The organism is Streptomyces graminofaciens (assembly GCF_030294945.1).
Classification (GTDB): Bacteria; Actinomycetota; Actinomycetes; order Streptomycetales; family Streptomycetaceae; genus Streptomyces; species Streptomyces graminofaciens.
Window position 1 is genome coordinate 1,345,241 of record NZ_AP018448.1, and the last position, 22,738, is coordinate 1,367,978.

Annotated in this window: 17 protein-coding genes and 2 pseudogenes; 4 read left to right on the plus strand and 15 right to left on the minus strand. The window is 70.7% G+C overall.

Going from position 1 to position 22,738, the window contains the following annotated elements:
- Nucleotides 1–27: 27 nt before the first annotated feature.
- Entirely contained in the window at nucleotides 28–1,725 is a 1,698-nt protein-coding gene (locus tag SGFS_RS05880) for a sulfatase-like hydrolase/transferase (protein ID WP_286248173.1), read from the minus strand.
- A 349-nt stretch (nucleotides 1,726–2,074) separates the two neighbouring features.
- Here SGFS_RS05880 and rho point away from each other — a divergent pair, with 349 nt between their 5' ends.
- The gene (rho, locus tag SGFS_RS05885; protein ID WP_286248175.1) at nucleotides 2,075–3,223 is read left to right on the plus strand and encodes a transcription termination factor Rho; all 1,149 of its coding nucleotides are present in this window, start codon (nucleotides 2,075–2,077) and stop codon (nucleotides 3,221–3,223) included.
- Between the two features lie 75 nt (nucleotides 3,224–3,298).
- The gene (locus tag SGFS_RS05890) at nucleotides 3,299–4,489 is read left to right on the plus strand and encodes a D-alanyl-D-alanine carboxypeptidase family protein (protein WP_286248177.1); all 1,191 of its coding nucleotides are present in this window, start codon (nucleotides 3,299–3,301) and stop codon (nucleotides 4,487–4,489) included.
- Between the two features lie 275 nt (nucleotides 4,490–4,764).
- Here the strand turns inward: SGFS_RS05890 and SGFS_RS51350 are convergent.
- The 3 genes and pseudogenes from SGFS_RS51350 to SGFS_RS05910 form a co-directional block, all read right to left on the minus strand.
- Nucleotides 4,765–5,393, minus strand: a pseudogene (locus SGFS_RS51350) (glycosyltransferase family 87 protein); the annotation flags it as partial.
- A 228-nt stretch (nucleotides 5,394–5,621) separates the two neighbouring features.
- Nucleotides 5,622–5,825 (minus strand): annotated as a pseudogene (locus SGFS_RS05905) (polyprenol phosphomannose-dependent alpha 1,6 mannosyltransferase MptB); the annotation flags it as partial.
- A gap of 223 nt (nucleotides 5,826–6,048) precedes the next feature.
- Nucleotides 6,049–7,380, minus strand: coding sequence for a cytochrome P450 (locus SGFS_RS05910; RefSeq protein WP_286248179.1), 1,332 nt, complete (start codon nucleotides 7,378–7,380; stop codon nucleotides 6,049–6,051).
- A gap of 217 nt (nucleotides 7,381–7,597) precedes the next feature.
- On the opposite strand from SGFS_RS05910, the gene SGFS_RS05915 reads away from it, so the two are divergent.
- Nucleotides 7,598–8,299, plus strand: a complete 702-nt coding sequence (locus SGFS_RS05915) for a hypothetical protein (protein ID WP_286248181.1) — start codon at nucleotides 7,598–7,600, stop codon at nucleotides 8,297–8,299.
- 493 nt (nucleotides 8,300–8,792) lie between these two features.
- Here the strand turns inward: SGFS_RS05915 and SGFS_RS05920 are convergent, their stop codons facing one another.
- The 9 genes from SGFS_RS05920 to SGFS_RS05960 all read right to left on the minus strand — a co-directional run bounded on the left by SGFS_RS05920 (nucleotide 8,793) and on the right by SGFS_RS05960 (nucleotide 17,189).
- Nucleotides 8,793–9,731: a glutaminase gene (locus SGFS_RS05920; protein WP_286248183.1), complete on the minus strand. Its 939-nt coding sequence runs from the start codon at nucleotides 9,729–9,731 to the stop codon at nucleotides 8,793–8,795.
- Nucleotides 9,732–9,778: 47 nt separating this feature from the next.
- Nucleotides 9,779–11,191, minus strand: a complete 1,413-nt coding sequence (gene aspA / locus SGFS_RS05925) for an aspartate ammonia-lyase (RefSeq protein ID WP_286248184.1) — start codon at nucleotides 11,189–11,191, stop codon at nucleotides 9,779–9,781.
- A gap of 121 nt (nucleotides 11,192–11,312) precedes the next feature.
- On the minus strand, nucleotides 11,313–12,365 hold the full coding sequence (locus tag SGFS_RS05930; protein WP_286259821.1) for an asparaginase: 1,053 nt from the start codon (nucleotides 12,363–12,365) through the stop codon (nucleotides 11,313–11,315).
- Nucleotides 12,366–12,373: 8 nt separating this feature from the next.
- Nucleotides 12,374–13,816 (minus strand): amino acid permease, encoded by a 1,443-nt coding sequence (locus SGFS_RS05935; RefSeq protein WP_286248186.1) that lies wholly within the window; start codon nucleotides 13,814–13,816, stop codon nucleotides 12,374–12,376.
- Complete coding sequence (locus tag SGFS_RS05940) at nucleotides 13,813–14,490, minus strand: FadR/GntR family transcriptional regulator (protein ID WP_286259823.1); 678 nt, start codon at nucleotides 14,488–14,490, stop codon at nucleotides 13,813–13,815. Before SGFS_RS05940 ends, SGFS_RS05935 begins: the two co-directional genes overlap by 4 nt.
- A 108-nt stretch (nucleotides 14,491–14,598) precedes the next feature.
- Nucleotides 14,599–14,973, minus strand: coding sequence for a fluoride efflux transporter CrcB (gene crcB, locus SGFS_RS05945; protein ID WP_286248188.1), 375 nt, complete (start codon nucleotides 14,971–14,973; stop codon nucleotides 14,599–14,601).
- Nucleotides 14,970–15,341 (minus strand): DUF190 domain-containing protein, encoded by a 372-nt coding sequence (locus SGFS_RS05950; protein WP_286248190.1) that lies wholly within the window; start codon nucleotides 15,339–15,341, stop codon nucleotides 14,970–14,972. Before SGFS_RS05950 ends, crcB (SGFS_RS05945) begins: the two co-directional genes overlap by 4 nt.
- Nucleotides 15,338–15,817, minus strand: coding sequence for a fluoride efflux transporter CrcB (gene crcB, locus SGFS_RS05955; RefSeq protein WP_286248191.1), 480 nt, complete (start codon nucleotides 15,815–15,817; stop codon nucleotides 15,338–15,340). Before crcB (SGFS_RS05955) ends, SGFS_RS05950 begins: the two co-directional genes overlap by 4 nt.
- 403 nt (nucleotides 15,818–16,220) lie before the next feature.
- On the minus strand, nucleotides 16,221–17,189 hold the full coding sequence (locus SGFS_RS05960; protein WP_286248194.1) for an SMP-30/gluconolactonase/LRE family protein: 969 nt from the start codon (nucleotides 17,187–17,189) through the stop codon (nucleotides 16,221–16,223).
- A gap of 94 nt (nucleotides 17,190–17,283) precedes the next feature.
- On the opposite strand from SGFS_RS05960, the gene SGFS_RS05965 reads away from it, so the two are divergent.
- Entirely contained in the window at nucleotides 17,284–18,120 is an 837-nt protein-coding gene (locus SGFS_RS05965) for an ATP-grasp domain-containing protein (protein WP_286248196.1), read from the plus strand.
- A 59-nt stretch (nucleotides 18,121–18,179) separates the two neighbouring features.
- Here SGFS_RS05965 and SGFS_RS05970 read toward each other — a convergent pair whose 3' ends face one another.
- A complete protein-coding gene (locus tag SGFS_RS05970; RefSeq protein ID WP_286248198.1) occupies nucleotides 18,180–19,748 on the minus strand; it encodes a glycoside hydrolase family 53 protein in 1,569 nt (522 codons plus the stop codon).
- 814 nt (nucleotides 19,749–20,562) lie between these two features.
- Entirely contained in the window at nucleotides 20,563–22,584 is a 2,022-nt protein-coding gene (locus SGFS_RS05975) for a beta-galactosidase (RefSeq protein WP_286248199.1), read from the minus strand.
- Nucleotides 22,585–22,738: the final 154 nt, after the last annotated feature.

Below are 22,738 nucleotides of genomic sequence, written 5' to 3' on the forward strand. Positions count from 1 at the left end.
GCGAGGTGTCGTCCACCTGGGATCTCCTTACGGCGCGGGCGATTCGGCGGCACTCGGCTCCTGACCGTACGCGGTCAGGAAGCGGTCGCGGAAGGCGTCCATTCGCCAGACCGGGGCATCGGCGCCGGGTTTCAGTCCGTCGGACCAGCCCCAGTCGTCGATGCGGTCGAGCACCTTCGGGTCATGGGCGACGATCGTCACCGGCACATCATGACTGGCACGGTTTCCGCTGACCCGGGCCATCGGCTGGTGGTCGCCGAGGAAGACGAGCACGGTGTCCTCGTCGCCGTACTTCGTCACGTAGTCCAGGAGGCTGCGCAGCGAGTACCGGATCGACTTGGCGTACTCCTCCTTCACCTCGACGGGGTCGGTGAAGACGTCCGCGGGGTCCTTGCCCGCCTTCTGGATGGGCTTGTAGACGGAGCCGTCGCCGACCTCGTCCCAGCCGATCGTCTTCGGCAGGGGCGCCCAGGGCTGGTGGCTGGAGGTCAGGACGATCTCCGACATCAGCGGTTTGCCGCCCTTCTTGGCGGCCTCCAGTCGTTCGAACGCGGTCAGGGTGTACTGGTCGGGCATGGTCGACCAGCTGAACTTGGGGCCGCGGTAGCCGAGGTCACGGGAGTCGTAGACCTTGTCGAAGCCGTAGAAGTCGCCCTCCGGCCAGTTGTACTGCACGCCCGGCACGACTCCGACCGTCCGCCAGTCCCCTGTCCTGGCGAAGGCGCCGGGCAGGGTGAGCCGCCGGCCTGCGGTGACGGTGCGGTAGCGGTTCTGGTTGTCGATCCACAGGCCGGTCAGGAACGTGGAGTGGCCGAGCCAGCTGCTGCCGCCGTACGTGGCCGAGGTGAGCCAGCCGCTCTTCGCCGCGAACCCCTCCTCGCGCAGCGCCTCGCCCTCCTCGTCGAGCGTCGCGTCCACGCCGGGTGCGATCGCCGGGTCCTCCAGGGCGGCGCGGCCGTAGCTCTCGATGAACGTGATCATGACGTCCTTGCCGCGCAGCCCGGTCAGCAGCCGATCGGCGGGAACATCGGCGAACGCGTCCTTGTTGACGTCCTCGGCGAACGCCGCCTCGTCCTTCAGGGTCGCCTGGACCCGCCCCCAGCGGTCCTGTACGAAGCCGATCGTGTTCCGGGAGGCCAGGGGCGTGTCCCCGAGGAGCGTCAGGCCGAGCGCGGAGCAGGTGAGCCACACCGTGCCTGCGACGACCGTCCCCCGGACCGCGCGCTCCCGGTCCCGGTCCATGAGGCGGGTGAGCCGGACCACCGCCAGTGCCATCACGGCGAACACCGCCAGGACGAGGAGCACGACGGCGACGACGGCACCGACCGCGCCCGCGCCGCCGAGGGTGTCCTTCAGATACGACTCGGCGTCGTCCAGCAGCCCCCAGTCGAGGACCACGTTGAAGCCTCGGCCGAGGAACATGTTGAAGCCGATGTCCAGCAGTTTCACGACCACCAGCGCGGCGAGCCCCATCCCGATCAGCACCGCCACGACCAGCCTCGGTCTGCGCGGCAGGACCAGCAGCAGGGCCGCGCCGAGGATCGGCTCGACGGGGACGCGCACGAAGGACCGAGCCTCGAAATACGCCAGGTTGCCGGGCAGCAGCAGCGCGAGAAGCACCAGGGCGGCGGCCAGCGCCGTGATCCCCCACGACACACCGCGCGCGGCCACGGGGTACTTCCGCCGGAACGCCTCCGCGTACTTCCCGAACCTCAAAGGCGACACCCGACGTTCCTTCCGCGCGACAACCGGCCGTTCCCTCTGTACGGGGGCCGAGCGCACCAGTTCAGGGGCCGCAGGTTAGGAAATCCCTAACATCTGATGACAGTTGGTGGTACGCTGCCGTTGGCACGTGTGCTTGTCCGGTCCTGGACGCCGGTGCCGTCTCCTCTCACCACTTGAGATCCCCGCCGATGAACCATGCGTCGGCTTTCCCGCACCACCTCTCCTGGACGACCGCGAGCGGTTCCTTCGCGCTCATGCGTCCCTCCCGACAGGTGTGTGCCTTTCCCTCTCCCCTCCCCTTCCTGACGCGCCTCGCGCGCTTTTCGCGAAGTCCATGAAAGGACCTCCCATGACCAGCACCACACTCGAACACACCCCCGCCTCCCGGCAGCAGGCCCCGACGCCGGTCACCGGCGTCCTCGACATCGCCCAGGGCGGGCAGGGGCATCTGCGCGCCGTCAGCGGCGAGTCCACCGCCGCCGACCCGCAGGTCCCGGCCGCCGTCGTCCGCCGGTACGGCCTGCGCAAGGGCGACACCGTCCACGGCGTACGCCTCGGACAGCGCGGCCTCATCGAGGTCGAGCGGATCAACGGCCGTACGCCCGAGGAACTGCGCGGCCGGCCGCACTTCCGTGACCTCACCCCGCTGCACCCGCACGAGCGGCTCCATCTCGAACACCCGGCGAGCGGAGTGACCGGACGCCTCGTCGACCTGGTCGCACCCGTCGGCAAGGGCCAGCGCGGTCTGATCGTGGCGCCGCCCAAGACCGGCAAGACGGTCCTGCTCCAGCAGCTGGCCGCCGCGGTCGCCGCCAACCACCCCGCAAGCCATCTGATGGTGGTGCTGCTCGACGAGCGGCCCGAGGAGGTGACCGACATGCGGCGCTCGGTGCGCGGCGAGGTGTACGCGTCGACGTTCGACCGGACGCCGAAGCAGCACATCGCGCTCGCCGAACTCGTCGTGGAGCGCGCCAAGCGGTTCGTCGAACAGGGCGAGGACGTCGTCATCCTGCTCGACTCGCTGACCCGGCTGTGCCGGGCCCACAACAACGCGGCCGCCGCCGGTGGCCGCACCCTCAGCGGCGGAGTCGACGCCGCCGCGCTGCACGGGCCCAAGCGGCTCTTCGGTGCCGCGCGCGAGACCGAGGAGGCCGGCTCGCTGACCATCCTCGCCACCGCCCTGGTGGAGACCGGCTCCCGCGCCGACGACTTCTTCTTCGAGGAACTCAAGGGCACCGGCAACATGGAACTCCGCCTCGACCGGGCCCTCGCCGACCGGCGCGTCTTCCCCGCCGTCGACATCGTCCCGTCCGGCACCCGCCGCGAGGAACTCCTTCTGTCCGCGCCCGAGTTGACGGCCGTGCGAGGGCTGCGACGTGCCCTGCGCCCACGCGAGGGCCAGGCGAACATGGAGACCCTGCTGGAGCGGCTGCGCGCCACGCCGAACAACGCGGCCTTTCTGCGGCAGGTGCAGCCCACACTGCCGAACGCCTCTTGATGCATCCGGGTGCTCGATCCGCCCACCCGGCCCTGGCATCCCGGCGTAGGGCCGGTCCGTTCCTACGTTTGCGGGATGACCATCGGATTCTCATCCCGCACCGCAATCTGCTGCTCCGCCGTCTGTGCGATCGGCGTCCTCGCGCTCGCCTCGACGGGCCCGGCGCACGCCCGCGCCGGAGCGGGAGCCGAGCGCCAGGACGGGCCCGGCCCCAGCGCCACGCAGGAACCGCCGTCGCTGCACGGGCGGGACACACAGGTGCGACCTCGGTCCGGGGCCCCCGGGGTTCCCCGTGACGTCTCCGCGTTGTCGTGGCTGGTGGCCGACGTAAGGACCGGCGAGGTGCTCGCCGCACACGACGCCCACCGCAAGCTGCCGCCCGCGAGCACACTGAAGACCCTGTTCGCGCTCACCGTGCTGCCCTCGCTCCCGGCGGGCCTCAGACACACCGTCAAGGGCGAGGAGCTGGCGGGCATCGGCGAAGGAAGCAGCCTCGTCGGCCTCAGGGAGAACGGCACCTACCGCGTGGCCGACCTGTGGCGCGGTGTCTTCCTCAGCTCCGGCAACGACGCCGTGCACGTACTGGCCGCGCTGAACGGCGGCTGGCGTACGACCGCCGAGCGGATGCAGGCCAAGGCCCGCTCCCTGGGGGCCCGAGACACCAAGGTCGTCTCGCCCGACGGCTACGACGCGCCCGGCCAGGTGTCGTCGGCGTTCGACCTGGCGGTGTTCGGACGCGCCGGGCTGCGCAACCCGGAGTTCGCCGCGTACGCCGCGACGGCCACGGCGAAGTTCCCGGCGGGCGACTGGTCGTACGACATCCAGAACACCAACCGGCTGCTCACCGGCGCCGGAGTCGACCCCTATCCGGGGCTCATCGGCATCAAGAACGGCTACACCACCAACGCCGGCAACACCCTCGTCGCCGCCGCCCGTCGGGGCGGGCGCACCCTCGTCGTCACCGTGATGAACCCTCAGGCGGGCGGCGGCTTGACCGTGTACGAGGAGGCCCGGTCGCTGCTCGACTGGGGTTTCCAGGCCGCCGGCCGCGTGGAGCCCGTGGGTTCGCTCCTCCCACCACGCCCCGCGCCCGCACTGCTGGCCGCCGGCCCGGAGGCGCTCCCCGCACGCGAAGAGGCAGAGGAGGAGACGGCCACGGGTCCCGGCTGGCGGGAGGTGGGGGCGATCTCGGGCGCGGCCGGGTTCGGGGCGGCGGCCGTGGCGCTGACACTGCGGCTCAAGGGCGGCAGGCCCACCCGTGACTGACCGACCGGCAGCCCCAGCAGCAGACCGAGCGTGATCCACACATAGGTGTTGCTGCCGAGGAAGCCGTCGGCGCCGGACGCGTCGTCGAACCACAGCCAGACGACACTGCTGCACATCACCGCGTACGGCACCACCGTGAGCGGCAGCAGACGGCGGTGGCGGAGCAGTACCGCGAAGGCCGGCAGCAGCCAGACCAGGTGGTGGACCCAGGTGATGGGGCTGACCAGGCACGCGGTCAGTCCGGTGAGGGCGAACGCGGCGGCCCGGTCCCCGGCGCGGACCGCCGCCCGCGCCCGCCACGCCCACACACCCAGCACCGTGAGGACGATCAGCGCCCAGACGGCGTGGCTGCGCCCAGACGGCACGGGTCGGCTCGTGCGGTGCCGCGAGCCGGGCCAGGACACCTGCAGCGACTGGTTGGAGACATCGTCGAGGCGGCCGATGCGGCTCGTGTCCCACAGCGCCTCGGTCCAGTAGAAGCGGGACGCGTCCGGGGCGATGTGGGCCGCCGCCGCGGTGGCGCCACGGCTACGGCCGTCGCGAGCCCGGCGGCGCGCCACCGCCGGGCGAGCAGGAGAAGCCCGATGAAGATCGCGGGCGTCAGCTTCACCGCGGCGGCCAGGCCGATGCCGACACCGGCCCACCGTCCTCGGCCGGTGGACAACAGCCAGGCGTCCACGAGAACAAGGGCCGGCAGCAGGAGGTTCACCTGGCCGAAGCTGAAGGTGCCCCGGACGGGTTCGAGGAGCGCGAGCGCACAAGCACCGAGAACGACGCCGAAGCGGCCGTGGCGGCGCAGCAGCGGTCCGGCGAGCAGATACGCGATCGCCGCCAGCGCGGCCAGGATGAGCAGCAGGCAGAGGGCCACGGCAGTGTGCCAGCCGACCAGTGCCATCGGCAGCATGGCGACGGCCGCGAACGGCGGGTAGGTGAAGCCGTACGTCGTCCGGCACCCGGTAGTCGTAGATCCGGCCGCCGTGGTGGATCCAGGTGCCGACCGTGCCGTAGTAGACGCGCAGGTCGAACCAGTCGCGCAGGAGCGGGACGGTGGCGGTGGCGGTGAAGACGGCGACGGCGGTCGTCAGGCCGAGTGCGAGGAGGGTGCGTGCGCGGTCGGTGCCGACGAGGTTTCTCACGCGGCCCGCTCCAGGACCGGCGCCCGGGACGCCTGGTGGGCCTGCCAGAGGACGACCAGCGCGAGCGCGCCGCCGCACACCGCGAGGGCTGTCTGTTCGGTGTCGGGCGGGCCGCCGCTCGGCAGTACGGCGAGTGCGAGGACCGCGCCGGCGGCCACGACCCCGCGCCGTACGGGACCGTTCGGCGCCGCCGCGGCTATGCGAGCGAAGTGGGCTTCGCCGTGAGGAGAGACAGCGACGTGACTGGTAAATCGTCGGCTGCGGGTTCGTCGTGGCTTGTCGCGCAGTTCCCCGCACCCCCTTGAAAGCGCTCCTGCTCGCCCTCCTCAGTACTGCAACGGTGGTCTGCATGAGCGGTCCGTGCGGCGCTTCCTCAAGAAGGGCATCCGCTCGGTCGGTGTGTGTCCGACCGCCGGGCCTCGGTCAGGCGCCCGCGACGCCGCCGGGCCCGGACCGGGCGGGGCATGCTCCGGCATGCGTCGCGGAGCCGACGCTGTACGGGGAACTGGTGGTCGGCATGGCCTGGGTGCCGCTGTCGTGATCGTCCGAAGGCGGGGTGAAAGCGATGTCCAGGCGGGTGAGCCCGCGGAAGTTGAGGCTGCGCTGCCACTGCGGGGCGGTGCCGTCGAGCCGCAGGCCGGGGAGCCGGGTGAGGAGTGCCTCCAGGACGATCGCGCCTTCCAGCCGGGCCAGCGCGGCGCCGAGGCAGAAGTGCGGACCGTGCCCGAACGCCATGTGCCGTCCGCCGGGCCGTTCGAAGTCCAGCACATGGGGATCGGGAAACACGGCCGGATCCCGGTTGGCGGCACCGCACACCAGGAGCACCGTCTGCCCCTCGGCGATGGAGCGGCCCGCCACGTCCAGGTCGTGCCGCGCCCGGCGCAGCATCAGCTGTACCGGGGCGTCGTAACGCAGGAGTTCCTCGACCGCTGCGGGCATCAGATCGGGCCGCCCGCGCAGTTGGTCGGCCGCGTGCGGGTGGCGGAGCAGAGCGAGTGTGGCGTTGCCGATGAAGTGGGTGGTGGTCTCGTGACCGGCGATCAACAACAGGGCGCAGTTGGCGAGGAGTTCGTCGAAGTCCTGCCCGGTGTTCTCGGCCTGTGCGCTCACCAGGGCACGCAGGGTGTGAGGGGCCGCCGGGGTGTCGTGGCGGGTGAGGAGTTCGCGGAAGTAGACGAGCATGTCCGTCATGCTCTGCGAGGCCTCGCGGTTGCGGTCGGCGTCGAGCCGGGAGTTGCCTATGGCTTCGGCTATCGGCTCGGACCAGGAGGCGAGGGCGGGGCGGTCCTGCTGCGGCACGTCCAGGAGATCGCAGATGATGGTGAGCGGCAGGGGTCGGGCGAGGTCCGCGACGATGTCCATCCGCCCGGTCGGCGCCGCGTCGGTGATGATCCGGTCGACGGCTTCGAAGATCCGGCCGCGGAGTGTCTCCACTGCCCGAGGAGTGAAGGCCCTGCTGATCAGGGCCCGTAGCCGGGGATGGTCGGGGGCGTCGCTGTAGAGCATCTGCCGGCTCAGGACCCGGGCCAGCGGCCGCAGTTCCTCGGGGACGGCCTCGATGTCGGGATAGCGCACGGAGGACAGCCCGGGGTTGGATGCGGCGCTGCTGACCACGGCGTGCCCGGTCGCGATCCAGGCGCCCAGGCTGCGGTCCCAGAAGAGCTCGTCGGTGCTCCGCAGCTCCTCGTAGAAGTCGTAGAGGCGCTCTTGGACTTGGGGCCGAAAGGCCCGCAACAGCGATGTGGGGGTGCGCATCGGCCCATGCTAGGCGGCCTGCGGATCCGGGCCGGGGCCCAAGGAGTCCCTGGCTCACGAGTTACGTATGCGATTGCGTACTTTCACCGAACCCCTCGGACCGAGAGTGCGGAAGCGTTGCCACCGAGCCCCGGACGCCTCCGGGGTGGCCAAGTGGAGAGAGCGCGGGTGAATGGTGCGAGTACGGTGCGCTGCGGCGTCTGTGTGGGTGTTTTCGATGACGGTGCTGCTGAGCGCGTGCGGCGGTGCGACCGAGGACCCCGGCGGCACATCGGGGGAAACGACCTCCCGGGCGGCCGCGTCGAGTTCCGCATCGGCGGAGAGCGAGAAGCCCCAGACGTCGGCCAAGGCTCTGAGCGACGCTCAGTTGCAGTCCGCTGTCCTGGTCGATGCGGATCTGAGCGAGTTTCAGATGTCGGAGGAGATGGCGGGTATGCCCGCTCCCGAGGGCGCTGCCAAGAGGACATCCCCGGCCAAGTGCCAGCCGCTGCTGAACATGTCCGTGGGCAAGCTCGAACCCCAGGCGAAGGCGTTCCGGTACAGCGTTGCCGTGGGGTCTGCGGCGTCGGGGCAAGCGGCCGACCAGATCGGGGTGGAGATCAAACTCTTCGCCCTTGACCAGGCCGGTGCCGAGCACGTCCTCGCGGAGCTGAGAACAGCGGCGAAGAATTGCGAGGGGTACGAGAACGGCGGCCGCCAGGCAGTCGCGGCTGCCGACGCACCGGACGCGGGCGACGAGGCGGTGGCGTACAGAACGTCCGCGCCGGGCTCGACGCCGATGTGGACCACGGTGGTACGCAGCGGCGCCACGGTGGTGGCCTTCGGCCACTACACACCCGAGCTGCCTGATGAGGTGCTGTCCGCTCAGATCTCCAAGGTCGAGGAGGCCGCAGGCCTGAATTTGGAGAGGCACCGCTGAAACGCTCACTGACTGACCGGCCATCAAGACGGTGTTGGCGATCGGCATGCCTTCGTAAGGCATGCCTTCGTAAGGCATGCCCAGAGCCAGACGAGGAACGATGGCCGACTTCCGATTCGGAGTGGACGATTGCACCGCCAACGTCCGTGCAACGCAGCAGCCGGCCTCTTCGAGGGCTGGGGCGCGCACCGCCCTACCCTGACCCGGTAGCCCCGGTCGTCATGTGGCGCAGCTCGAACCTGGTCTGGAGGACGGCGAGGGCGGCCCGCGAAGGGACGCCGGTCTTGCGGTAGATGCGGCTGGGATGAGATTCGGCCATGCCCCGGCCGACCGCAGCCGAGCTGCGGGAGGGCTACCGCGAGAGCTCGCCCGCCCCGGCCCGGGACGGCGCACACTGATGGAACGAGCATGCCGTGGTGAGCACCGGTCGCATCGTGGTGCTGGTCCTGCCGGAGGTGAACCTGCTCGACCGTGGCGGTGCCGACCCGTCGGCTCAGAAGACCGACAAGCCCGTCAGCGTCGTGAAGCGGTCCAAGGCCGCCACCCCCGCCACCGAATTGCCCCGCTCGTCCAGGCCGGGGCTCCACACGCACAGCGTGCATCTGCCCGGTACCACCGCGATGATCCCTCCCCCGACTCCGCTCTTGCCGGGCAGGCCCACGCGGTAGGCGAACTCGCCCGCCGCGTCGTACGTCCCGCAGGTCAGCATCACCGCGTTGACCTGCTTCGCCTGGCTGCGGGTGAGGAGGCGGGTGCCGTCGGCGCGGACCCCGTGGCGGGCCAGGAAGCTCGTGGCGAGGGCGAGGTCGGCGCAGGAGACCTCGATGGAACACTGGCGGAAGTACTGGTCCAGCAGCTCCGGGACGGGGTTCTCGATATTGCGGTACGACGTCATGAAGTGGGCGAGGGCCGCGTTGCGGTCGCCGTGCCCGGCCTCGGAGGCGGCGACCTCCTCGTCGAAGGTGAGGGCCGGGTTGCCGCTCTCCGCGCGCAGGAAGTCCAGGAGGGTGCCGGCAGCGTCGCCGGTACGGGTGTGCAGGCGGTCGGTGACGACGAGGGCGCCCGCGTTGATGAACGGGTTGCGCGGGATGCCGTTCTCGTACTCCAGTTGGACCAGGGAGTTGAAGGGGTTGCCGGAGGGCTCGCGGCCGACGTGCTCCCAGAGGTCGTCGCCCTCGCGGGCCAGGTCCAGGGCGAGGGTGAAGACCTTGGTGATGGACTGCGCGGAGAACGGCTGCCGCCAGTCCCCCACCCCGTACACCGTGCCGTCCAGCTCCGCGACCGCCATGCCGAAGCTGCGGGGGTCGCGGGAGGCGAGCGCCGGTATGTAGTCGGCGGGTCGGCCCCGGCCCGGGGTTCGCGCGATCTCCTCGGCGATGCGCTCCAGGACCGGCTGGAAGGTGAGAGCAGACGTCGTTGTCATGATCACCATTGTCCCTCCGCGCCGGTCCCGGCGCTCAGCCACAGATCACGGGCGAGTCAGGCCACGGGGGCGCCGTTGCCGGCGAGCACCTCGGGCTTCAGCAGCTGCTGGAGTCGCTCGGCGGGCAACAGGCCCTTCTCCAGGACGAGTTCGGCGACTCCGCGGCCGGTGGCGAGGGCCTCCTTGGCGATGTCGGTGGCGGCCGTGTAGCCGATGTGCGGGTTGAGAGCGGTGACGAGGCCGATGGAGTTCTCCACAGCCGCGCGCAGTTCCTCCTCGTTGGCGGTGATGCCGTCGACGCAGCGCTCGGCGAGGGTGAGGCAGGCGGCGCGCAGATGGGTGAGGGACTCCGACAGGGAGTGCAGGATGATCGGCTCGAAGGCGTTGAGCTGGAGCTGTCCGGCCTCGGCGGCCATGGTGATGGTGACGTCGTTGCCGATGACCTCGAAGGCGACCTGGTTGACGACCTCGGGGATCACCGGGTTCACCTTGCCGGGCATGATGCTCGAACCGGCCTGTACGGGCGGCAGGTTGATCTCGTTGAGACCCGCGCGCGGCCCGGAGGAGAGCAGCCGCAGGTCGTTGCAGCTCTTCGACAGCTTGACCGCGATCCGCTTGAGCACACCGGACATTTGTACGAAGGCGCCGCAGTCCTGGGTGGCCTCGACCAGGTTGGCGGCCGTCACCAGCGGCAGCCCGGTGATGTCGGCGAGGTGGCGGCGCGCGGCCTCCGCGTATCCGGCGGGGGCGTTGAGGCCGGTGCCGATGGCGGTGGCGCCGAGGTTGATCTCGTGGATCAGCTCGACGGCCTCGGCCAGGCGGCTGCGGTCCTCGTCCAGCATCACGGCGTACGCCGAGAACTCCTGGCCGAGCGTCATGGGCACCGCGTCCTGGAGCTGGGTGCGGCCCATCTTCAGCACGTCACGGAACTCGACGGCCTTGCGGGCGAAGGAGTCCTGGAGGACGGCCATGGCCCTGAGGAGCTCGCGCACCGCGTAGACGGTCGCGATCTTGACGGCGGTCGGGTAGACGTCGTTGGTGGACTGGCCGAGGTTGACGTCCTCGTTGGGGTGCAGGTGCTCGTACTCGCCCTTGGCGTGGCCCAGCAGCTCCAGCGCCCGGTTGGCGACGACCTCGTTGGCGTTCATGTTCGTCGACGTGCCCGCGCCGCCCTGGATGACGTCGACGACGAACTGGTCGTGCAGCTTGCCCTCGCGGATCTCGCGGCAGGCCTCGATGATCGCGGCGGCCTTCTCGGGGGCGAGCAGGCCGAGTTCCTCGTTGGCGCGGGCGGTGGCCTCCTTCACGGCGGCCAGGGCGTCGATCAGATGCGGGTAGGCGGAGATCGGGGTGCCGGTGATGGGGAAGTTCTCCGTGGCGCGCAGGGTGTGGACGCCCCAGTACGCGTCGGCGGGGACGTCGCGGTCTCCGAGCAGGTCGTGTTCGCTGCGGGTGGCTGCGGCGGTCATGGCGGTACGGGTCCTCTTCTTTGAGGTGGGTGCGGGTGCGCCCCCGTCGGACCGCGATCCTCTTGGGACCGCGCCTTCGTGAGGCGGTTGCAGGAGAGACGAGATTGCGCGGGGCAAGGGTTCACATAGTTGTCGTGTCCGTGACCGGATCGAGCGCGCGGACCGGTCGGACACGTCCGACCTCACGGCCGCCGCCCAGCAGAGCCTCGCCCGCGAACTCGGCGAGCAGCTCCGGGTCGACCCCGGCGCGGGCGAGCGCGGCCGCGGTGACCGGGATGCGGGCCCGGTTGGCACCGTCGGCGATCTTCACCGCGACGGTCCGGCCGTCCGGGAGCGCGGCGATCTGGACGCCCTCGAAGCCGTCCTTGCTGAGCAGTCCGGGCACGGCCCGCATCAGCGCGGCCACGTCGCGCCCGGAGCCCGACGCCATCTCGGCGTGGTCGCGCATCGCGTCGGCCACCAGGCGCTCGGGGGTGCCCTCGGCGGCGGTGGTGATGCGGGCGGCGGCGCGGGCGAGGCCGTGCAGGGAGACGGAGAAGAGGGGGGCGCCGCAGCCGTCGACGGTCACCTGGGCGATGGCCTGCCCGGTGAGGTCCTCGACGATCTCGGCGATGGCCTGCTGCAACGGGTGGGCCGGGTCGACGTAGTCGTCCAGGGACCAGCCGTTGAGCTTGCAGGTGTAGAGCATGGCCGCGTGCTTGCCGGAGCAGTTCTGCGCGAGCCGGGAAGGCTGCCTCCCCTCGCGTATCCACTGCTCCCGGACCGCCGGGTCGTACGGCATGTCGGTGACGTTGCGCAGGTCGTCCTCGGTGACTCCGGCGAGGTCGAGGATGCGCCGGGTTCCGGCGAGGTGGACTTCCTCGCCGGAGTGGCTGGCCGCGGTCAGCGACAGCAGGTCGCCGTCGAGCGGCAGTCCGGCCCGCAGCATCGCCACGGCCTGGACCGGCTTGAGCGCCGACCGGGGGTAGAACGCCGCCTCGATGTCGCCGAGTTGGAGTTCCACCTCCCCGTCGGCGCCCAGCACCACGACAGAGCCGTAGTGGATGCCCTCGATGACACCGCCTCGTACGAGGTGGGCCACGGGGGCGTGGAGCGGCTCCCGGATCGCGGGGGCCGCGCCCACCGGAGCCGCGGGGGTACCCGGGGCGCCGGTGGTCGAGGGGTCGTACGTCACTGCCTGGTTCACGCATCCACTCCGGTCGACTTCCGGGCGACTCGGCGGCGTATGCCGAACCAGCCCGCCACAAGTGCTCCCGCGATCAGCGGGATGCACAGCACCGTCGTGCGGCCGGCGCCGCCGTCGGCGTACATGAGGACCAGAACCGACGCGAGGAAGAACAGCGTCACGAGCTCGGTCCAGGGGGAGCCCGGGAGCTGGTAGCTCGGCCGGGTCAGTTCGCCCTTCTGGGTCTTCTGCCAGAACAACAGGTGACAGATCATGATCATTCCCCAGGTGGAGATGATGCCGATCGCCGCGAAGTTGAGGACGATCTCGAAGGCCTCGGCGGGGACCACGAAGTTCAGGCCGACGCCCAGGACACAGATACCGCTGGTGAGCAGGATGCCGCCGTACGGGACCTGGCTGCGGCTCATCACGCCGGTGAACTTCGGCGCGGAACCGGACATCGCCATCGAGCGCAGGATGCGGCCGGTGGAGTACAAGCCCGAGTTGAGCGACGACATGGCGGCCGTGAGGACGACGAGGTTCATCACGCCGCCCGCCGCCGGGACACCGATGTTGGAGAGCACGGTCACGAAGGGGCTCTCGCCGGCCTTGTACGAGGACCAGGGCAGCAGCATGGCGAGCAGGACGACCGAGCCGACGTAGAACAGGCCCACACGCCACATGATCGAGTTGATCGCCTTCGGCATGATCTTCTCGGGGTTCTCGGTCTCACCGGCGGCGACGCCGACCAGCTCGACGGAGGCGTAGGCGAAGACGACGCCCTGGATGATCAGCAGCATCGGCAGGATGCCGTTGGGGAAGACTCCGCCGTTGTCGGTGATCAGGGCCGGGCCGGGGGTGGTGCCGTCCACCTCGTGCTGGGTGACCAGCAGGAAGATACCGATGCACATGAAGACGACGAGCGCGCCGACCTTGATGATCGCGAACCAGAACTCCAGTTCGCCGAACATCTTCACCGAGATCAGGTTCACGGTGAGGACCACCGCGAGCGCGATCAGCGCGATCACCCACTGCGGTACGTCGGAGAACATGCCCCAGTAGTGGGTGTAGACGGCGACGGCGGTGATGTCGGCGATACCGGTGGTGGCCCAGTTCAGGAAGTACATCCAGCCGGCCGTGTACGCGCCCTTCTCGCCGAGGAACTCCCGGGCGTAGGACACGAAGGCACCGGAGGACGGCCGGTACAGGACCAGTTCACCGAGGGCCCGGACGACGAGGAAGGCGAAGACGCCGCAGACGGCGTACGCGATGAAGAGGGAGGGCCCGGCGTCGGCCAGCCGGCCGCCGGCACCGAGGAACAGGCCGGTGCCGATGGCGCCGCCGATGGCGATCATGTTCACGTGCCGGGCCTTGAGGGACTTGCTGTACCCCTCGTCGCCCGCGTCGACATGTACTGCGGCCGGTGTGCGCGTCTCTTCTTTGAGGTGCTGCTCGCTCACGCCTCGGGTCCGCCTTCCGTGGAACTGTTCGCGCGTGGGGAACGCACGATGTGGGTGAGGGTGGTCTCGACGCGGTCGAGGTGGTGGGACATGGCCTCGACCGCGTCGTGTTCGGAACCGTCGATCAGCGCCTCGACGATGGCCCGGTGCTCGCGGTTGGACTGCTCGCGCCGGCCGCCCAGCTCGTTGAGGAAGGCCGACTGACGCGCCAGTGCGTCCCGGATCTCCTCGATGACCCGGCGGAACACCGGGTTCTGGGCGGCTTCGGCCACAGCCAGGTGGAAGAGCGTGTCCATCGCGACCCACGCGGTGGTGTCGGTCTCCCGCTCCATCCGGTCCAGCAGATGGGCCAGGTGGTCCAGGTTCTCCGGGGTGCGGCGCGTCGCCGCGTACCCGGCGACCGGGATCTCCACATGCCGGCGCACTTCGAGCAGGTCGCTCGCCGCGTAGTCGCCGAAGGTGGGGTCCTCGACGGCGTTGGCGATCACGAAGGTGCCCTTGCCGGTGCGGGACTGGGTCAGCCCCATCACCTGCAGGGCGCGCAGCGCCTCACGGAGCACCGGCCGGCTCACTTCGAGCTGCCGGCACAGCTCCGCCTCGGAGGGGAGCTTGTCGCCGATGGCGTACTCGCCGCGCTCGATGGCCGCGCGGAGGTGGAGAAGCACCGCTTCCATGGCGCTGACGCGCCGAGGTGCCGAACCACCTGTCTGGCTGTCTGACAGGTTCACGGGGGTGATCCTGCGGGTGACGAGAGGGGGCTGTCAAGGGGTCGCGCAGTGGATCTACGACCACAGGGCCTGCGCGAACGCCACTCCCGCGAAGGCCGCGCCCAGCCCCGCCGTCACGCTCACGACCACATTGGCGACGACGTGGAAGCGGGCGCCGTCCTGGGCGAGGCGGAGCGTCTCGTAGGAGAAGGTGGAGTACGTGGTGAGGGCACCGCACAGTCCGGTGCCGAGGAGAAGTTGCAGGTGGGAGCTTGCGGCACCGGCCATCGCAGCCCCCGTGAGGGCCCCCAGCACCAGGCAGCCGACGACGTTGACGGCGAGGGTGCCCCAGGGGAAGACCGTGTCGTGCCGGGACTGTACGGCGCGGTCGGTGAGGTAGCGGAGGGGGGCGCCGACCATGCCGCCGAGGATGACGAGGAGCCAGTTCACGGGGTCGGTCCGCCCTTCACGGTTGGCGATTTGCCGTTCGCATTCGTGGCGACGACCTCGCAGGGGTCGAGGGTGACGAGTCCGCCGTTGACCAGTTCGTCCAGCTGGGGGAGGAAGGCCCGTACGCGGTCCTCGGTGTCGACGACGATCACGGCGACCGGCAGATCCTCGCTGAGCGAGAGCAGCCGTGAGGTGTGGACGATCGACGAGGCGCCGAAGCCCTCGACGCCCCGGAAGACGCTGGCGCCCGCGAGACCGGCGGCGTGGGCCCGGTGCACGATCTCGGCGTAGAGCGGTCTGTGGTGCCAGGTGTCGTGCTCGCCGATCAGGACGGTGAGGCGAAGGGCATGGGTCGTTCGCGGTGTCATCGTCGCCTCCGTGCCAGGGTCCGGCGTGCCGTGGTCACCGCGAGCCAGACCGCCGCGAGGGCGGCCAGAAGGGTCGCGGCGAGATAGGCGAGGGCGGTTCGGGGGTGACCGTCGTCGACCAGGCGCTGGATGTCGACGGCGTAGGTGGAGAAGGTGGTGAAGCCGCCGAGCACCCCTGTACCGAAGAACGGCCGGACGAGCCGGTGGGCCGCCCAGACCTCGGTGATCAGGACCATGAAGAGGCCGATCACGAAGCAGCCGACGACGTTCACCCAGAAGGTGGTCCAGGGGAAGCCGCCGGGCTGCGCGGGCCACGACAGCGCGGCGCCGTAGCGGGCCGCCGCGCCGATCCCGCCACCGAGCGCGACGACGGCGACGACGGGGGCCTGTCCGTGCCAGGGCGACGGGCGGGGCGCCGCGCCGCCGATACCGGGGGCGGGGGCTTCGGTCCGGTGGTCGGGGTGCGGGACTGTCATGGGTGTACGTCTCCTACTCGCCGGGCCCGGACGCCTGCCGGGCACGCTCTCGCAAGCAGGGACCGTTGGCGGCGGCGCTGCCGCGGTCGGTGTGCGGCGGGCCCCACCACCGCGCCACGAAAGCCCGCGGAGTGCGGGATCGCGGCTGGTCAACAGGGTAACTCCGGGGGCACGGGCGTCGTACTCGGCCCCGAGGGGCCGGCCTTTGAGCGCCCCCTGGTCGGTGGCGGTGCCTGCCCGTCACCTTCCGGCTCGTCACCTTCCGGCCCACGGCTCCCGGCCCGCGGTGAGGCCCCGGCTGCGGGCCGCGGCCTCAGGCCTCCTGGCCCCGCGCCCCTCACCTCGCGACGCTCACCCCTCACCCCTCACCCCTCACCCCTCACCCCTCACCCCGCCAGAATCGTCACCCCACCTTCCCCGGCAGCTCGCACACCGCGACCCCCCGCTCCCACAGGCTGCCCAGGACCAGTCGCCCCTCCGCCACGCACGCACTCGTGACCATGCGGAACGGGAAGCGGCGGTTCGCCAGGTCGTGGACCACTTCGCCCTCGTCGTCGACGGCGACGACACCGGCGTAGCGCTGGGGACGGTACGGTGCCCGGACCGCGACACGGCTCGCGGCGCGCCGGATCGACGGGCCCGCCCGGTGCACCAGTTCCAGGGCGCCGATGCGTGGGCCGGCAAGCGCGACCCACATCAGTCCGTCCGTGCCCCGCCACATGTTGTCGGGCATGCCCGGCAGGTCCGCCACGAACGGCTCGCGCTCCCCCGCCCTCGTCCCGCTCAGCCGGACGCGGGTGAGGCGGCGGTCGGCGGTCTCGGCGACGACCAGGAAGGACTCGTCCGCCGAGGGCGCGAGGCCGTTGGCGAACTGAAGCCCCTCCAGGACCACCTCGGGCTCACGGTCCCCCGGCGCGAGACGCAGCAGCCGTCCGGTGCCGGTGTGTTCGACGAGGTCGCCGAGCCAGTGCTCCAGAGGGTGACGGCGGCTGGAGACCGTGAAATAGACCGTCCCGTCGGAGAGCGCCACCACGTTGCTGCAGAACCGCAGCGGCTCACCGGCCACCGCGTCGGCGAGCACGCGTACCGTCCCGTCGCCGGTCGTGACGCGGAGCAGTCCGCGGCGGGCGTCGCACACCAACAGGTCGCCGTCGGGGAGGAGTTGGAGGCCGAGTGGCCTGCCGCCCGTGTCGGCGATCGTCTCGACCCCGGCCCGCCCGGGATCCGCGATCCCGTCCAACCGCAGGACTCGGCCGTCCTCCACGCCGGTCAGGATCCGCCCCCGGTCGTCGGCGATCACGTCCTCGGGGCCGCGCCCGCCGATGCCGATGAACGCGTGTGATGCGAGGCCGGTGCCCTGCGCGTACGTCATGTCCGTGCTCCCGTCGTCTACGGCGCACCATCCTCCCAGGCACACCCGCCGGAGCCTGGGTTACATTGACGGCCGTCGATCAAGGAGTCGCCCCGTGCCCGGCCGTCCCCGCCTGCTGTACGTGACCGATCTCGCCTACCCGGCGCGAGGCCGGCGCTACTGCGACGAGGACATCTTCCTGACCTCGCGGCTGCGCGCGGACTTCGACCCGGCCCTGTGCCACCCGCTGGACGCCGCCGCGCTGATGGACGCCTTCGACGCCGTGGTCGTACGCAACAGCGGCCCGGTGATCCACTACCGGCGCGAGTACGACGCCTTCCGCGCGCGGGCCCTGGCCCAGGGCACCCCGGTCTACAACCCCCTCATCGGCCGGGGCGACATGGCGGGCAAGCAGTATCTGGTGGACCTGACCGACGCCGGGTACCCGGTGATCCCCACGGTCGACCGGCCCGAGGACCTGGACCGGCTGCCGCGGGCCGACCTGTACGTGGTCAAGCCGAAGGCCGGGGCGGACTCGATCGGCCTGGAGTTCGTGCCCCGGGAGCGGCTGGCGGACCTGGCCCGGGGCGGCGATGTCCTGGTCCAGCCGCGTGTCGACTTCCGCTACGAGGTGTCGTTCTACTTCGTCGACGACGGCTTCCAGTACGCCCTGTACGCACCCGACCCCGACCGGCGCTGGGTCCTGGAGCCCTACGAGCCCACCGACGCCGACCTCGGCTTCGCCCGGCGGTTCGTCGACTGGAACACCCTGGACCACGGCATCCAGCGGGTGGACGCCTGCCGTACCCGGGACGGTGATCTCCTGCTGGTCGAGCTGGAGGACCTCAATCCCTATCTCTCCCTGGACCGGGTGCCCGAGCCCGTCCGGGACGCCTTCGTCGAGGCCATGGCCGCCTCGCTGCACCGCTTCCTGAGCACCGCCGAGGCTTGATACGGCCGGAGGGCCCGTACGCCAAGTCGTACGGGCCCTCCTCGACACTCCCCGATCGGTCAGCGGTGACTGAACCACGCCATCGCCGGGAGCGCCCTGTCGTCGTAGCCGAACAGGGCCTGGTTCTCCCAGCCGTTGCCGGAGGAGGCGTCGGTCGGGTCCCAGCCGTTGCCGCTGACGGCGGTCCAGGTGGACTCCCAGTAGAAGACACCGAGACCACGGCCGTTCGGGACGGCCTCGACGATGCTCGCGACGTCCTTCATCCAGCGGGTCTGACCGGCGGTCGTGGCCGGGTATCCGGACACGAGTTCGCTGCTCAGGTCGATGATGTTCTCGTGCGAGTCCTCGCTGTCGAGACGGAACGGGTAGGCCGTCTCGGCGACGAAGACCGGCTTGCTGTAGCGGGAGGCCGCGTCGTCCAGGGTCGTCTGGAACTCGGCGAGGGTTCCGTGCCAGTAGCCGTAGTACGACAGGCCGATGACGTCGAACTTCACGCCGTTGGACACCGCGTTGTCGAACCACCAGCGGGTGCCGGACAGGTCACCGCCCTTGGCGAGGTGCAGCGCCACCTGGGTGGAGGAGTTGACCGCCTTGACCGCGTCGTAGCCGGAGTTGAGCAGACCGGCGAGCTGCGACCAGTTGGAGGTGGAGCCCGCGGACCACAGCATGCCGCCGTTGATCTCGTTGCCGACCTGGACCATGTCGGCGGTGGTGCCCTGGGACTTGAGGGCGTTCAGGACGTCGTAGGTGTGGTTGTAGACGTCCGTCTTCAGCTGGCTGTAGGAGTGCCCGGTCCACGGGGACGGCACGGTCTGTGCGCCCGGGTCGGCCCAGGTGTCCGAGTAGTGGAAGTCCACCAGCAGCTTCATGCCCTGCGCCTTGATGCGCTTGGCGGCGGCGAGTACGCGCGTCTTGTTGTTGTAGCCGTCGGCGGGGTTCACCCAGACCTTGACGCGCGCGTAGTTCTGACCGGCGCTCTTCAGGATGGCGAGCGCGTCGCCGGTCGTGCCGGAGCTGTTCTTGTAGACACCGCCCTTGGCCTCGCTCTTGATGAGCGAGGACACGTCGGAGCCCTTGATGGACAGGCCCGTCGTACCGGACGCGAAGGTCAGGTCGTCGACGTTGATCCAGTTTCCGGCGTTGGCATCGGAGTTGATGCTGATGGTGCACTGGTTGTTCGTCACCGCGATGGAGGTGACGATCCGCACCCAGCCGCTGGAGGAGACCGGGATGTCGGTGCGCTGCTCGGCGCTGCCGCAGTTCTTCAGCGCGATGTACGCGGAGTTCTGGCCGCCGCCGGAGCGCACCCACGCGGTGAGCTTGTAGTTCCCGTTGGTCAGCCCGGACAGGTACTGGTACGTCTCCACCTTGTAGGCCGAGGCCGAGTAGTGGGAGAGACGGTAACTGCCGCCGTGGCCACCGGACTCGGTGAAGGAGGCGGAGTTCTGGCCGGCCGCCGAGTACGTCGACCAGCCGGCCGGCGTCGCGGTCCCGGTGCCGTCGGACTCGAAGCCTCCGTTGGTGAGCGTGGAGGCGGCCTGTGCCGACGTGGCGGGCAGAGTGGTGAGCGCCAGGCCTGCGAACAGAGGTATCAGCAGGGCCCTGAGGGCGCGTCTCGCGTGGAACATCGTCGTCCCTTCGACAAGGACGGGGACCTTGTTGGAGCCGTACTGGCGGCGGCGCCGCGCCCGAAGGTCATGGACGCAGCACCGCCCTGACCGACCGGACGTCCCCAGGAATCCGGCCGGGGTCGGGGGGTGACCCGGGGCTGGGGGAACAGCCTCGGGCGGGCGGCCCGGGGCCGGTGGTCGGCCCCGGGCCCGCGCCGGGGAGTCGGTGGCCGACCCGGGCGCGGTGGTCCGAGGTCAGTGATCGACTCCGGACCGGGTTCGGTCGTCGCGGCGGACGGCCCTCTTGCTTGGCCGCCGCGACCGGCGACCGTCTTGCGCGGCCACCGCGACGGGCGACCCTCGTTCAAGGCCGCGTCGGACGACGTCTTACGTGACCGCCACGTCGGGCAACCGTCTTGCGCGGCCACCGCGACGGGCGCCTGCTCGGCGCGGCCGCCGCACCGGAGGGCCACTTGGTACAGCCGTCCCCCGGACGGTCGTCTCGCGTGGCCGTCCGATGCGGCCGTCCTGCCGGGCCACCGCTCGGGACAGCCGATTCGCGGGGCCACCACACCGGGTGGTGGCCCTGCCGCACGACCGCCGCTCACGGCGTCCTTCTCGCTCGGCCGCCACGTGGGGCGACCGTTCCGCAAGGCCGTCGGGCAGTCCGGCTTGCGGTACGGCCGCACCCCGTGCGGCCCGGTGGACCGGCCCCGGTCACGTCGTACGACTCTGTGACCGGGCCCCCGCCCACCGCGTCTGCGTTCGACCAATCGGCCGTTCAGCCGATCGGCCGTTCGACCGATCCGTCGGGTCATGAGGGTCCGTCGGGTCAGCCGTCGAGCCGTACGACCCTGACACCCCCGGCGGGCACGGCCAGGTGGCCCGCCGCCCGCTCACCGGTGAGGAGTTCCGTGCCGTCCGTCTCCAGCGGCACCTTCGTGTCGAGCGCGGTGTGGTTGATCGCGAAGAGGAAGTCACCCGACTCCCCCGCCCGGCGCACCACTTCGATGTCGCGCGGCAGATCGGCGCGAGGCGCGATGCCCGCGTCGTCGGCGGCCCAGCCGAGCAGGGCGTCCAGGCCGTACGCGTCGAGGCGGGTCGACACATACCAGGCGGAGCCCTCGCCGAGCCGGTGCCGGGTGACGGCGGGCCGGTCGGCGGCGAGTCCGTCGGCGTACGTCCACACGGTCTCGGCGCCTTGCGGCACCACGAACTCCGTCCACACGTCACCGGTGAGCTCGGAGCCGTCGGGCCCGGTGATCCGCACGCGCTCCCCGCCGAGCAGCGGGCTGAACTCCTCGACCGTCAGGCCCAGCACGTCCCGCAGGGCACCCGGGTAGGGGCCCTCGTGCACGGCGTCGTGCTCGTCGACGATCCCGGAGAAGTAGGAGACGACGAGGGTGCCGCCGTTCTCGACATACCGCTTGAGGTTGCTCCCCGCCGCCTCCGTCATCAGGTACAGCGCGGGGACGACGACAAGGGGATAAGCCGACAAGTCGGCTTCCGGGTGGGCGAAGTCGACCGTGAGGTGGCGGTCGTAGAGGGCTTCGTAGAACGCGTCGGCGCGCTCGCGGGCCTCGTGGTCCTCGCTGGGGCGCCAGGCGAGGCTCTGCGCCCACCAGGAGTGCCAGTCCCACACGACGGCCACGTCGGCGACCGTCCGGCTGTCGCGGATCTGGCTGAGCGAGTCGAGGGACGCGCCCAGCTCGACGACCTCGCGCCAGACCCTCGACTCGGTGCCGGCCTGCGGCAGCATCGCCGAGTGGAACTTCTCGGCGCCGCGCCGGGACTGCCGCCACTGGAAGAACATGGCGCCGTCGGAGCCGCGCGCCACATGGGTGAGGGAGTTGCGGGCCATCTGGCCGGGGGCCTTGGCGGGGTTGCGGGCCTGCCAGTTGACCCCGGACGTGGAGTGTTCGAGCAGCAGCCAGGGGGCGCCGCCGCCGACCGAGCGCGTGATGTCGGCGGCCATCGCGAGGTTCACATGGGTGCGGCGGCCGTCGGTGATCAGGTAGTGGTCGTTGGTGACGATGTCGACCTCGCGGCCCCAGGCCCAGTAGTCGATGGAGTCGCACTGGCTGAGCGCGGTCATGAAGTTCGTCGTGACCGGGATGCCGGGCGCCAGGCGGTGCAGGATGTCCCGCTCCATCACGAAGTTCTCGCGGATGGTCTCGTCGGCGAACCGCTTGTAGTCGAGGGCCTGGCCGGGGTTGCCGACCGTGGGCGCCACGCGCGGCGGGTTGATCTGCGCGAAGTCGGTGTAGCGCTGGCCCCAGAAGGCGGTGCCCCAGGCCTCGTTGACCGCCTCCACGTCGCCGTACGCGCGCTCCAGCCAGCGGCGGAAGTGCGCGGCGCAGGAGTCGCAGTAGCAGGCCGAGACGGGCACCCCGTACTCGTTGTGCACATGCCACATGGCGAGCGCGGGGTGCTCGGCGTAGCGCTCGGCGAGCTTCGTGGTGATGTTCGCGGCGGCGGCCCGGTAGTCGGCGTTGCTGTGGCAGATGGCGCCCCGCGAGCCGAACTCGTAGCGGGTGCCGTCGACAGCGACGGGCAGCGCCTCGGGGTGCTCGCGGTAGAACCAGACGGGCGGTACGACGGTGGGGGTGCCCAGGTCGGCGCGGATGCCGTTCTCGTGCAGCAGGTCGAGCAGGCGGTCCAGCCAGCCGAAGTCGTACGCGCCGCGCGAGGTCTCCAGCAGGGCCCAGGAGAAGATGCCGACGCTCACCATCGTGACGCCGGCCTCGCGCATCAGCCGGACATCCTCGTGCCAGACGGTTTCCGGCCACTGCTCGGGGTTGTAGTCCCCACCGAAGGCGAGCCTGGTGAGGCCCGTGGGGGTGGTCTCCGGCATGGATTTCTCCCGTTTAGTCGATCATTTGGGAACGTTCACACACTGCGGCGGCGGTGCGAGCCCAACATAACCGCACAGCAACAACCATTGACAAGTGTCCGGGATGTTTCTCTACTGTGAACGCTCACAGACGCAGTACCTGTGAACGCTCACA